Source organism: Sporolactobacillus terrae DSM 11697 (assembly GCF_000648615.1).
Lineage (GTDB): Bacteria > Bacillota > Bacilli > Bacillales > Sporolactobacillaceae > Sporolactobacillus > Sporolactobacillus terrae.
Genome location: NZ_JFZC01000015.1, coordinates 76,559 through 89,663 on the forward strand (window position 1 = coordinate 76,559; position 13,105 = coordinate 89,663).

Consider the following 13,105-nt stretch of genomic DNA (forward strand, 5'->3'; position numbering starts at 1 on the left):
TCCTCATTACCGGATCATTTGTTGCCGATCACCCGGTTTTTTTCTAATAGATCCATGACCCTCTGCGTGCTCTCCTCCAAACGCTGTTCCGATGTATCAATAATCAGATCAGGCGCCGGAGGTTCTTCATAGGGCGATGTGATACCGGTAAATGCTGTAATTTGACCGGCGAGCGCTTTCTTGTACAAACCTTTCGGATCACGCTTTTCGCATACCTCAAGTGGGCACTTTACATAGATCTCAAAAAATTCATCATCCGCGACGCGCTGTCGTGCCGCTTCGCGATCTGCCTGAAAAGGCGAGATAAAGGCAGTCAGCACAATCGCATTGCTGTCGACAAACAAGCCGGCTACTTCACTGATTCTGCGAATATTTTCTTTTCGATCCGCTGCGGAGAAGCCCAGATCGCTGTTCAACCCGGTTCGGATATTGTCTCCGTCAAGGAGATAGGTATGGATTCCGCGCTTAAAAAGTTCATGTTCAACACGATTGGCAAGCGTCGATTTTCCTGAGCCGGACAAGCCGGTAAACCAAACAACGGCGCCCCTGTGTCCGCTTCTTCTTTCTCTGTCCGCTTTCGTTACGGTCGTTTGATGCCAAATGATATGCTCTGCATCCGCCATGTGCCCTACATCCCCCTTACTTCGCAAGATCTGCCTTTTCTCTTAATCCATCAATCAAAACCCGAGCGACTTCCGGCCTGCTGAACGTTTCAGGCGGACGGATTCCCTCCCTAAGCAAAGCTCTTACTTTCGTTCCGGAAAGGGAGACATGGTTCGACGGATCATGCGGGCAGGTTTTATTTGACGCCATGCTTCCGCACTTTTTGCAAAAATAGCTGTTTTCAAAGAAAAGGGTTTGAATATCCAGTTCATCACGCGAAAAGTTAGAAAAAATCTTCTGCGCGTCATAGGGTCCATAATAATCCTTAACCCCGGCATGATCTCTGCCGACAATAAAATGCGTACACCCGAAATTTTTCCGGCAAATCGCATGGAAAACAGCTTCACGCGGCCCTGCATAGCGCATCGCAGCCGGGAATACGGCGAGTGCCGTTCGCTCCTTCACGTAATAGTTGTCGATCAAGGCATGGTAGCTTCGCATACGAATATCCGCAGGAATATCATCTTTTTTTGTTTCGCCGACCAAGGGATTGATAAACAGCCCATCAACCGTCTCAAGCGCTGTCTTTTGAATATGCTCGTGAGCGCGATGGATCGGATTACGCGTCTGAAAGCCAACAATGGTCTTCCAGCCTTTTCGATCAAACAAACGCCGCGTTTCTGCAGGATCCAAGAAATCGTCCGCAAACTCAGCAGGTCGTTTCGAGCGCTTAATCAGTTCAATCGGACCAGACAGATACACGTCGCCGCGTTCATACAACCGTTTCACACCCGGATGTGCGGTATCATTGGTTAAGTACACCTTTCTTGCTTCATTTTCCTTATCCGGATGATATTTTTCGGTGATCTCAATCGTACCGTATACCTCACCTTGGTAGGTCAGTTTAACTTTTTCGCCAATGCTTACCCGTTCAGCTGCGTCCTCGGTTACCGGCAATGTCACCGGAATTGTCCAAGCAAGCCCAGTTGTCAGCCGCATCGTTTCGACGACTGAACGATAGTTCTCCTCATTAAGAAAACCGGTGAGCGGGCTGTAAATGCCACTTGCAATCAATTCCAGATCACTCAATGCGACTTGGTCAATCTGAAGTTCTTTATCCAGTTCATCAACGGCTCCCCCAAAGTTTTGCCGATTCACCAGTGTGCCGCCATGCGGTATGCTTGTCATGATTTTCCCCTCATTTCCGTTTCTAAAATTGCATCTCTTTCAAGTTTTCAAATGGCATTAATCGTATTATTCATCTGATTATACTCGGAATTTTAGTCTTTTAAATGAAGCCCGCATTCCGTTTTATCAAACGCGCTCCACCTGCCAGCGCGCTGATCTTCGCCGGCTTTCACCGGTCGCGTACAATAGGCGCAGCCGATACTAGGATAGTTTTGATCATGCAGCGGATTATACGGTAAATCATGTTTGCGCACATAATCCCATATTTCCGTCCATTTCCAATGGATAAGCGGACAAATTTTCACCGATTGAAAGCGTTCATCTTTGTTTACAAATGAAACGGATCGTCTTAGTGGCGACTGCTCATGCCTTAGCCCGGAAATCCATGCGTTATAGTGTTTTAATCGCCCCGCAAGCGGATCGATTTTGCGGATCCGGCAACAGAGATCGGGTCGCCGCTTCCAAAGCTCCGCGCCATATTCTTCAGCTTGTTGTTCAGGAGTAAGCGCAGGTTTTTCTTTGATGATCTTCAGTTGCGGATAACGCTTTTCCACGCGATCGATCAGCTCATAGGTTTCCTTGAAGTGAAAATCAGTGTCGAGAAAAATAACCGAAGCCGTTTTGTTCATTGAGTAAATCAGATCAATCAGCACCATTCCTTCAACACCGAAACTGCAGGAATAAACGACTTTATCCCCATACTCCTGGAAGGCCCACCCGAGTACTTTTCTGGACTCAAGCAACGCTATTCGATCACTGAATTCAGGGAGTTTCGCATTGCCCCATTGACTGTAAGTTACTGTATTCGACGTTGCACTCACCTCTTTCATCAATTTCGCAGCCTACGTTTAGGAAAAAAATACCGATTAAATAGTCACCATTTGCACTCGCCATCCGGCATCGCATCCTCCAGCATTGTTTTCACAGGGCAGGCGTCTGGGTATTTCCCTACTTTTTCACCAATACCAGCCGATGTAATGACAAATGCCACTCGTTTTAACCTCCTCCTAAAAAAATAACCCTTCTTCCATTTTGTAGGAAAAAAGGTTGCGTCGTTTTTCCTATCTTTCAAAATGGTTGACCATTTTGCTGGAATTAGCACCTTACAGAGAAAACGAATCTGTGCAGGTTGCCGGATGTCATCGGGCCAGTCCCTCCATCACTCTGGATAGATCATTTAATTGTGTTTGATTTTAGAATGAATCGCAAGGGATGTCAATGATCCTTTATTCATAGTTTACAAATTAATTAAAATTCTTTATTGATTCATCGGATAAACGGAGTTGCTGAATGATAGAAACGCAAGACCGGTTGATAGAATTGCAAAATGTAACAAATTCTGATTTTAGTAAATTTATCCCTTGTCTAATACCAACTATAGTGATAGGATTAATCCAATTTAAGTGACGCTTATCGTGAACAGCGGAGATCCCGTAGCTACCCGGAAACCATTTTTTGTAAGAATACGTAAAGGCGCTAAATCGAACAGGTTCTCCCTAATAGACTAGGGATCTCCGGATTCTTGGTACGTATGTAATCCTCTTCACACCGTTTTCAGAGAATGGGGATTTTTCGTGAAAATTATGGAGAAAGAATTGAGGCGAATCCTTATCGACTGCCCGATGGCTGCCGCAGACCCTACCGATTCTTCTGCCTGAGCGTTGATAAGTGTCCTTAATTGCAGCTTTTTTCAAACCCGTTTCCTTTGTTGCTGATTGTTTGCTTTCGTGACACCATCACTTAAAAAGAAAAATGCAATGCTATTTAAGGGGGAAGTTAAAATGAAAAAACACAGCTTGTTGCTTCTTGCTGCATTGATGATTATCAGTGTGCTCAGCGCCTGCGGATCAAGCAATGCTTCACAAGGATCCGGCGACAATACGAAAAAGTCGATCAAATTGCTTAATGTTTCCTATGATCCAACTCGAGAACTTTACGAACACTATAATGCTGCATTTGCCAAGTACTGGAAGAAGAAAACAAATCAGAATGTAACCATTCAGCAATCCCATGGCGGTTCAGGCAAACAGGCCCGCTCGGTTATTGACGGTTTAAAAGCAGATGTCGTCACACTGGCCCTTTCTGGTGACATTGACGCAATCGCCGATAGCACGGACAACCTGAATAAAAACTGGCAAAAACGACTGCCTGATAACTCCACCCCCTATACCTCAACCATTGTCTTTCTTGTGCGCAAAGGCAATCCGAAACACATCAAAGATTGGGATGACCTGACACGAAAAGGCGTTTCTATTGTCACCCCGAATCCTAAAACCTCCGGCGGCGCACGCTGGAACTATCTAGCGGCCTGGGCTTATGCGGACAAGAAATATAATAACGACCAAGCGAAAAGCAAGGCATTCGTCAAAAAACTCTACTCCAACGTAAAAGTGCTTGACTCCGGTGCACGCGGCGCAACCACAACGTTCACGGAGCGCGGTGTCGGTGATGTGCTGATCGCCTGGGAAAACGAAGCGTTTTTGAGCATCGATGAACTCGGCAAGGACAAGTTTGATATCGTTACGCCGTCACTAAGTATTCTTGCAGAACCACCCGTTGCAGTTGTCGACAAGAACGCGAAAAGCAATGGAACAACAAAGGTCGCTACTGAATACTTGAAATACCTCTACAGCGATGAAGCTCAGAATATTATTGCGAAGAATTATTATCGACCAAGGAACCAGAAAATTCTGGCTAAATATAGTGATCAATTTCCAAAACTTAATCTTGTAACGGTTGAAGATCACTTCGGCGGTTGGACAAAAGCTCAGAAAACGCATTTTGCTGATGGCGGTACATTCGACCAAATTTATTCTAAATAATCACTGTACATTCGCTTCTGTTAATCCGTGCGCAATGGAGTTGAGAAATTTGTCACGTATTCAGCATTCAAAAAAGAAACAATCCATTCCCGGTTTTGGCTTGACGATGGGTCTGTCGACGCTCTACCTGTCTCTGCTCGTGCTGATCCCGCTTTCACTTGTCTTTATTTATTCAGCTCGGCTCGGCTGGACAGCTTTTTGGAATGACGTTACCGACCCAAGAGTGGTCGCTTCATACAAGTTGAGTTTTCTAACTGCATTTTCAGCTGCCCTCGTGAATCTGGTATTCGGGCTCCTGTTTGCTTGGGTGCTCAGCCGGTATACCTTCCCATTGAAGCGGATCGTCGATGGTCTTGTTGATTTACCGTTCGCTCTTCCAACTGCGGTAGCCGGTATTACCCTCACAACGCTCTATTCTGAGAAGGGATGGATCGGCAAATGGCTGCCGTTTGATGTTTCGTTTACGCCAATTGGCATTACGCTCGCACTTATCTTTGTCGGACTGCCGTTTGTCGTGCGAATGGTTCAGCCGGTTCTGCAGAATTTTGAACACGAAGTCGAAGAAGCCTCGGCCTCTCTCGGCGCGACACCGTTTCAGACATTTAGAAGAGTTATTTTCCCACAATTGCTGCCTGCTGCACTGTCCGGGTTTTCGCTTGCATTTGCACGTTCGCTTGGCGAATACGGTTCCGTCGTCTTCATTGCCGGAAATATGCCATTTAAAACGGAAATCGCGCCGCTGATGATTATGACAAAACTGGAACAGTTCGACTACCCGGCTGCGACAGCTATTGCCGTTGTGATGCTTGTCATCTCGTTCGCGCTGATCCTGCTGATTAATTTAATCCAGTGGTGGTCGCGCATACGTTATGCGAGCCATTAACTCGGAAGAGGAGTTGCTGTTTTATGGAAAGCACGGTTCAACCGAATCTACCTGGTCAAGCGTTTACTGCCCGTCATTCACTGAAAGGGGACATTGTACGCTGGTCGCTCATTACCATTGTCCTGCTCTTTTTCTTCAGTTTTCTGATCATCCCGCTTGTTTCGATTTTTTTTGAAGCGTTTAGGCAAGGGGTCAGGGTCTATTTGTCATCGATTGTTGAAGCGGATGCTTTATCTGCAATCCGGCTGACACTCTTCGTCACACTGATCGTCGTCCCAATCAATGCGGTTTTCGGAATCCTTTTTGCTTGGGTAATCACAAAATATTCTTTTAGAGGCAAAAATTTTCTTATTACGCTGATCGATCTTCCTTTTTCTGTTTCACCTGTGATTGGCGGTTTGATTTTCATTCTTTTATTTGGACAGCACAGTTCACTTGGTCAGTGGCTGATCAGCCATAATATCAACATTGTTTTTAACGTCCCTGGGATCGTTCTGGCCACCCTGTTCGTGACCTTTCCCTTTATCTCCAGGGAACTGATCCCATTAATGCAGAGCCAAGGAACCGTTTCAGAGGAAGCGTCGATCATGCTCGGCGCCAGCGCCTGGCAAACGTTTATTCATGTGACTTTGCCGAATATCAAATGGGCACTTTTCTATGGGATTATTTTATGTAATGCGCGCTCCATCGGCGAATTTGGTGCCGTCTCTGTTGTTTCCGGTCACATCCGTGGAATGACGAATACAATGCCTCTGCAAATTGAAAACCTGTATAATGAATACCAATTTGTCGCTGCCTTCGCCATTGCATCGATTATGTCGCTCTTGGCTATTCTGACCATGGTCATTAAAGTGATACTTGAAAATTTCATTAAAAAGCAGACCCTGTGAAGACTTGAATGGTCTACTTTTTTCAGGAGGTATTCATGTTGAGTATTGAAATTAATCACGTATCCAAAGCATTTGACTCCTTTCAAATTCTTAACGATATCAACTTAACGATACCGACCGGCGAACTCGTGGCTTTACTAGGGCCATCAGGATCAGGAAAAACCTCATTGCTTCGCATTGTCGCCGGACTGGAACAGCCGGATAATGGGCAAATCGTTTTTCACGGACAGGATCTGACCAATGCTCATATTAAAGAGCGTCAAGTCGGATTTGTTTTCCAGCATTATGCGCTTTTTCAGAACATGACGGTGTTTGACAACATTGCCTATGGCCTTAGGGTGCGGCCGAGAAAAATCAGACCTTCCCGAACAGAAATCAAGGCAAAGGTTGATAAGTTACTCCGTTTAGTTCGCCTCGAGCCCTTTGGCAAACGCTATCCGTCTCAGTTGTCCGGTGGGCAACGGCAGCGGGTTGCGCTTGCCCGTGCTTTGGCTATTGAGCCAAAGATTCTGTTGCTTGATGAACCTTTCGGCGCACTGGATGCCAAAGTGAGAAAAGAACTGAGGTACTGGCTCAGGGAACTTCACGAATCAGTCAAAGTTACAAGTATTTTTGTAACCCACGACCAAGAAGAAGCCTTTGAAGTTGCCGATCGTGTTGTCATCATTCAGAACGGGAAAATCGAGCAGATTGGAACACCAGAACAGGTCTACAATCACCCTGCTAATCCCTTTGTCTATGACTTTATCGGTAGTGCCAACAAGTTCGAGGGAAAGATCATTAACGGTACCTTTATCGATGGCTCCTTTGAAACCGAAGCGCCGATTGATCCCAACATCGAATCCGCCGGACTTGGATTTGTCCGACCTTACCATTTCATCATTGAAAAAGATCGTTCCGGAAAATATTCCATTCCCGTGCAGATCAAACATATCCATGCCGTTGGACCGACCGTTCATCTCGAAGTCGAACGCTCAGACAGCCACCACGTGCTTAATATCGAAGTTAACTGGGAAGAGTTTTCCCTGTTAAACTTGAAAAAAGATCAAACCATCCATATCAAGCCAAAAAAAGTGCAAATATTTGCTGTATAAGATTCAAGATCGAGAGACCTGGAAGGAAAGCCGTCCAGGTCTTTTTTTCTGGAAGCCAAAATAACGCTGAGTCATTGATTTACTGTTTGACTCAGCGTATCTGATTAAAGCAATGATACGAAACTCCTGCACTCTGATGGTCGATTACAACGCGATATCCAGTTTGCCTTCGCCTGTAATCAACACCGTTTGATCATCATGGATCTCAAGCAGCAGCTTTTTCCCGCTTCCGGTCACCGATACTGCCTTGATGTTATTCAAAATGAGTTTAAACGAGTCATAGCCGTTCGGATAACCGCCCTGCTTCTTCTTAATTGATACATAAAGTTTACTATTGAATTTATGATAGCCGATACAAGGAAATCGCTTACAAATATTTGATTGACGGCTCATCTCACTTCGGTATATAACTATATGCCACCGAATGCGCGCATAACACCAGCCTCCACTTCTGAGACTAGCAATTAGGGGATGAGAGGATCAGCTGGGCTGATTTGTGGCAGCTTTCGCTTGGTGTATCCCCCTCTCCAACCGTCCGCCGCGATCTTCCCTATCCAACGATAAACCGGCGCGGGATCACCGGATCATCGGCGGGTTCCGCGTGCCGAATAACCAGAAGCTACTGGAACGGCCTTCCTATTCCTCAATCGTCTTGATGATTCTTGCCGGATTGCCGCCGACAACGACATTGTCCGGCACATCTTTGGTGACAACCGAACCTGAACCGACCACAACATTGCTGCCAATCGTGACACCAGGATTGATCACCGCTCGTCCGCCAATCCAAACATTATTGCCAATCGTCACCGGCTTCCCAAATTCTGCACCAGAAATGCGCAGTGCCGTATTAAGCGGATGTGCCGCCGTATAAATATGCACGCCCGGGCCGAACATGCAGTTGTCGCCGATATGAATGGGACAAATGTCTAAGAACACACAATCAAAATTGGCGTAAAAATGTTCACCGACATGAATGTTGTACCCATAATCGCAATGAAACGTTGGCTCTAGATATAACCTTTCTCCTGTTGAACCAAACAGCTGTTTTAATAAAGACGTTCTCTCGTCTTGGTCGGTTTCGATCGTGCGATTAAATAGACGTGTTAATCTTCTAGCATTTAAGCGATCCGTTTTTAATTCTTGATCCATTGCGTTGTAAAGCGCTCCGGCAATCATTTTTTGTTTTTCAGATGTCATGGGTCCGCTCCTTTTTTGACGTTTTTTCTTGACCGTCTTCTTCTATTCTATAGGAACAACATGCAAATGGCATGCCGCACCGTTTAGAACATTAAAAAACTCGGTGATCCGAGTCCGGGTGTACCGAACTCAAATCGCCGAGCAAATGATCGTTCGCTTTTTCGCTGATCAGTTGGTTTGTTTTTCAAACGTTTGGAATTTCTCTTTAATTGTATCTGCAGAGTGTTTAAATTTAGCTTCTTCTTCAACAGTCAGTGGCAGTTCGGTAACTTCTTCGACACCCTTTTTACCAATGATCGCCGGCTGACCAATATAAGTGCCATACTTTTCACTGTAGCAGGAGCAAATGTACGCGGAGCGAGCATCAGAAAGCACAGCCTGACTGAGTTTAACGGCGCAGGTTGAAATGGCCCAGCTTGTATAGCCCTTGCCTTTATAGACTTCCCAACCGCCGCGACGTGCTGCTTCTTCCAAATCATCTAGGTTTAGGTTCCGTTCTTTCGCAAGTTCCGTAATGTCCAATCCATTCACGCGAACCGTTGACCACGCGGTGAATTGCGATTCGCCATGTTCGCCATATACATAGCCGGAAACGTTTTTCGGATCACAATCGAATTGATCGGAAACCACTTTTTGCATCCGCGCCGTGTCAAGGAACGTTCCGGTTGCAAAAACCTGCTGACGGCTGAGTCCGGTATTTTCCTGGAAATACTGCGTAATCGCATCACAGGGGTTCATCGTATCGATGGCTACACCATGGAAACCGGACGCCTTAACTTTTGGCGCAATAGCTTGCACGATGTCCTTCGTATACTCGAATTCTGCCCAGCGGTTTCCTTGTGCTTGCTTCTCTTTGTATGCAAGAATATTGCCGGCAGTAATGAACAGAATGTCCGTATCGGCAAGTTCGCTGTAATCATTGATTTTAATGATCGTTCGCGTGTCGATCCGTCCCTGCATATCCTGCAAATCAAGTTGTTCCGCGCGCGCCAGTCCTTCGTTCGTATCAATGAGGATCAGCTCATCGGCAATCCCCCTCGATACAAGCTGGAATGCAACTGCTGCGCCCACATGTCCAAGACCAATAATCGCATACTTTCTCATTTCTCTAGCCTTCTTTATAGTAAAATTTAACATCCTATCATTATCATAACATAGATTGAGTTTTCTGAACCCGAAGATTTGCTGTTTTTTTAGTCATTCTAGAAAACTCGAAAAAGAAGCTGCCTCAATTTAAGTTTAATAAGAAAAATAGGCTCGGTAATGTATCGATTCGGTGTGAAAGGTCTTAGTTCAGCTGATGCTCTCTATTACATTTTCAATGATCTTCAGTCCGATATTATGCCGTGCGGTCAGAATCGATTCCGGGTGAAATTGTACCGCGACAATCGGTAATTTTTTATGTTCCAAGGCCATGACCATGCCATCCTCAGATCGGGCAGTAACGGTCAAACAGTCGGGCACTTGCTCCGCATAGAGGGAATGATAGCGACTAGCGGTAAAGCAATCCGTGATTTCATTGAAGAGCTTGCCGTGCTCGGTAACTGTGATCGTGGATGCTTTGCCATGCATTGGCTCTTTTGCGTAACCTAATTTCCCGCCAAAGTATTCGACGATGCCCTGCAGACCGAGGCAAACGCCGAAAAGCGGCAGTTCTTTTTCGATGCAACGGTCAATCGTCTCGTGGATGGCAAAATCGTTCGGCGTCCCGGGTCCTGGCGACAGGACAACGAGATCAAAATCCGCTGAATCATTGAGCAGTTGTTTTGCTAATGCCGTTCTGGCAGTAACGACGCAGGCGCCGGTTTGTTTAAAATAGTTGCCCAGTGTGTGGACGAATGAATCTTCGTGATCGACAATCAAAATCTTCTTCCCGCGACCGACCGCGTCCTTTTTATGATGCGGATTGCGCGATACTGCTTTTGTACCTTCGACCGCTTGCCTCAAAGCTGCTGCTTTTGTTAACGTCTCATCCTCTTCATCCTGCGGTACGGAGTCAATCAGCAGCGTAGCACCAGCACGGATTTCAGCGATGCCTGCTTTCATTTTCATTGTACGCAAGGTCAGCCCGGTATTCAGATTGCCGTCAAAGGTCAGATAACCGACGGCACCGCCGTACCAGCCGCGCGGCGACGCTTCGTGCTGTTCAATCCATTTAATCGCATTGCGTTTCGGCGCACCGGTAATCGTGACCGCCCACATATGCGTGATGAACGCATCAAGAGCATCACGTTCGGGCTTGAGGCTGCCCACCACATGATCGACCGTGTGAATCAGATGTGAATACGTTTCCAGCTGGCGGCGGCCAATCACTTTAACCGTGCCCGGCAGGCAAATTCTTGACTTGTCGTTACGGTCCACATCCGTGCACATCGTCAATTCCGCTTCGTCCTTTTCCGAGTTCAGCAGTTGCCGAATACGATCTGCATCTTCAATCGCATTTTTTCCGCGCCTGATCGTTCCAGATATGGGACATGTTTCGACCCGATGGCCGTCAACACGGACATACATTTCCGGTGAACAGCCAACAAGGTGTTCGGTTCCTAAATTGATCATAAATCCATAGGGACTTGGATTAATCGTACGCAAGCTTTGAAAGATTTCCGAAGGACTGCCCGAGCATGGTTCATAAAAGGTATGTGAAGGAACAACTTCAAATAAATCGCCACGTTTGAATGAACGGATCGCTTGCGCAACCAGTTTGGCATATCTGCCTTTTTTGTACTTCTTATCCTCAGGAATGTCTTCACGTTTGCGGTACGCATAGAACGCGCCATCTCTTGGCAGTCCCGCGGTCGACTGCCCTGCAATCTCAAAATCGTAGGACAGGCAGTACGCACATTCACGCTGATGATCAACAATACTGATCTCGTCAGGAATATAGAGTACCAAGTCCGGTTTCCGTTCATCACGTTTCTGATGCAGCGTCATCGGTTCCAATCGAAAAACAAGATCGTAACCAAAGGCACCATACAGACCGAGAAAATGATCTTCAGACGATGCAAAAAGTTCCTGAATGGCTCGTAAAACTGTAAAAATCGAAGGCTGCCGCGTTCGTTCTTCTTCACGGAACAGTTCATGATCCGATTTGATCGTACCGATGATTGATTCAGCGGATTGCTCGATCATCACAATTTGGCTGTTCTTGGTTAACTGCTCATCAATGGCTGCAAGCAGCAGTCTGCCTCTTTGGTTCAGGGCAGAGACAACAAATTCATTGGGATAGGAGCGAATTTCGATTCCCGGATTCACAAAGCCAATATCCCAGCGTGTATATCTGCCCGGATATTCATAGCTGCTTGAGAAAACCGCACCTTTTTGATGATCAAGGTTCTGAAGTAAATCATCCATTGCGCGTGCTTCATCAAGCGCTCGCGCATGGCGGGTGATTTTCACACCTGCTTTCGTCGTATACGTCATGTCCTCCGTCTTCGCTTCAAAATGAGATAAAATACTCAATCTCGTCACTCCTCTACTGTTCTCATCTGCACTCTTCTAAAAAATAAAAGAGGCCGCTCATCCTAATAAGGACGAGAGACCCCGTGGTGCCACCTTTGTTCGTTAAAAAACGCGCTCATGTACGGAAAGCGGATCACCGCTCGATACATTCTCTCTTTTATCGGTAAGAGTTTCCGCCGAAACCTACTCTGTGTTCAGCCCGGATGCTCAAAAGCCCATTCACCCAGAACGTCCGCACTGATTCACACCTACCATCAGCTCTCTGAAGCGTTCGCTCTGCCTACTCCTCTTCATCATCGCATAAATCATCAATTTGATTGCTTTTCATTCTATTGCGAACACGCATAAATGTCAACTAAAAAATCAGCCGTTGCGTGCTCGTGAGCGTCACTCAATGTTGCATTTTTCTAACACGATTGTTATGTAATCATCATTCTTAAACAAAGGTATAACCTACTTTTTTCACGCATCTCTTTCCCCAGACAGGTCAACCTTTCCTAACTCTGTCGACGCTCACGACAAGCGTTTAGCAAAACGAATCCTATCGCGGCACTGGATGCCATTTTCAAAAATAGGCTGGGCATAATGGGCAATAAAATAATCTTTATCAATACCGGTCATCGAAAAGTCGCATTTCTGGTAGAAACCAAGCTGTGCAATGCTTGAATTTCCAGTGCAAACTTCCAATCTGCGAAAGCCTTTTGTCTTTGCGTAGTCTGTTGCATGCTCAATCAGCTTTTTGCCATTTCCTTTGCCCTGTTCTTTCTCACGCACGGCGATATTGACAATCTCCATTGTAAGCGGACGCGTCTCAATCAACACGCAAACGCCGACTATTTCGTTTTCTTTAACCATCGCCAAGCATGTCGATCGATCCAGGTAACGTTCAATCATTTTCTGGGAAGGATCAGCAAGCAACAAGAGATCCATGGGTACTTGGTCATTTCGTTCTAATTTCACAATCACGAT

The 13,105-nt window shown here is 46.0% G+C and carries 12 protein-coding genes, 1 riboswitch and 1 other annotated feature; of the genes, 4 read left to right on the forward strand and 8 right to left on the reverse strand.

The genetic code is table 11. From position 1 onward, the window contains the following. Positions 1-14: 14 nt before the first annotated feature. The 3 genes from cysC to AA84_RS0102480 form a co-directional block, all read right to left on the reverse strand. Positions 15-623, reverse strand: a complete 609-nt coding sequence (gene cysC, locus AA84_RS0102470; RefSeq protein WP_028975875.1) for an adenylyl-sulfate kinase — start codon at positions 621-623, stop codon at positions 15-17. Between the two features lie 16 nt (positions 624-639). Continuing rightward, entirely contained in the window at positions 640-1,794 is a 1,155-nt protein-coding gene (gene sat / locus AA84_RS0102475) for a sulfate adenylyltransferase (RefSeq protein ID WP_176557804.1), read from the reverse strand. Between the two features lie 89 nt (positions 1,795-1,883). Next, a complete protein-coding gene (locus tag AA84_RS0102480; protein WP_010025471.1) occupies positions 1,884-2,621 on the reverse strand; it encodes a phosphoadenylyl-sulfate reductase in 738 nt (245 codons plus the stop codon). A gap of 228 nt (positions 2,622-2,849) precedes the next feature. After that, a riboswitch (SAM riboswitch) is annotated at positions 2,850-2,966 on the reverse strand. 642 nt (positions 2,967-3,608) lie between these two features. Here AA84_RS0102480 and AA84_RS0102490 point away from each other — a divergent pair. Genes AA84_RS0102490 through AA84_RS0102505 form a run of 4 tightly spaced genes read left to right on the forward strand, consistent with a single transcriptional unit; the run spans position 3,609 to position 7,480 of the window. After that, positions 3,609-4,613: a sulfate ABC transporter substrate-binding protein gene (locus AA84_RS0102490; protein ID WP_420542172.1), complete on the forward strand. Its 1,005-nt coding sequence runs from the start codon at positions 3,609-3,611 to the stop codon at positions 4,611-4,613. A gap of 49 nt (positions 4,614-4,662) precedes the next feature. Beyond that, positions 4,663-5,496 (forward strand): sulfate ABC transporter permease subunit CysT, encoded by an 834-nt coding sequence (cysT, locus tag AA84_RS0102495; protein WP_028975878.1) that lies wholly within the window; start codon positions 4,663-4,665, stop codon positions 5,494-5,496. Between the two features lie 23 nt (positions 5,497-5,519). After that, positions 5,520-6,386 (forward strand): sulfate ABC transporter permease subunit CysW, encoded by an 867-nt coding sequence (cysW, locus tag AA84_RS0102500; RefSeq protein WP_028975879.1) that lies wholly within the window; start codon positions 5,520-5,522, stop codon positions 6,384-6,386. A 38-nt stretch (positions 6,387-6,424) separates the two neighbouring features. Next, positions 6,425-7,480 (forward strand): sulfate/molybdate ABC transporter ATP-binding protein, encoded by a 1,056-nt coding sequence (locus tag AA84_RS0102505; protein ID WP_028975880.1) that lies wholly within the window; start codon positions 6,425-6,427, stop codon positions 7,478-7,480. Positions 7,481-7,624: 144 nt separating this feature from the next. On the opposite strand, the gene AA84_RS0102510 is transcribed toward AA84_RS0102505, so the two are convergent. From AA84_RS0102510 to AA84_RS0102530, 5 genes are all read right to left on the reverse strand, one after another. Then, positions 7,625-7,873, reverse strand: a complete 249-nt coding sequence (locus AA84_RS0102510; RefSeq protein ID WP_028975881.1) for a hypothetical protein — start codon at positions 7,871-7,873, stop codon at positions 7,625-7,627. A 243-nt stretch (positions 7,874-8,116) separates the two neighbouring features. Beyond that, on the reverse strand, positions 8,117-8,677 hold the full coding sequence (locus tag AA84_RS0102515; RefSeq protein WP_028975882.1) for a maltose acetyltransferase domain-containing protein: 561 nt from the start codon (positions 8,675-8,677) through the stop codon (positions 8,117-8,119). Positions 8,678-8,845: 168 nt separating this feature from the next. Then, a complete protein-coding gene (locus tag AA84_RS0102520; protein ID WP_028975883.1) occupies positions 8,846-9,781 on the reverse strand; it encodes an L-lactate dehydrogenase in 936 nt (311 codons plus the stop codon). A gap of 189 nt (positions 9,782-9,970) precedes the next feature. Next, entirely contained in the window at positions 9,971-12,145 is a 2,175-nt protein-coding gene (locus AA84_RS0102525) for an anthranilate synthase component I (protein ID WP_236628055.1), read from the reverse strand. A gap of 55 nt (positions 12,146-12,200) precedes the next feature. Then, positions 12,201-12,442: a binding site (T-box leader), on the reverse strand. Positions 12,443-12,649: 207 nt separating this feature from the next. Further along, positions 12,650-13,102 carry a GNAT family N-acetyltransferase gene (locus tag AA84_RS0102530; RefSeq protein ID WP_328286222.1) on the reverse strand — a complete coding sequence of 151 codons (453 nt, stop codon included), beginning with the start codon at positions 13,100-13,102 and terminating at the stop codon, positions 12,650-12,652. Positions 13,103-13,105 lie beyond the last annotated feature (3 nt).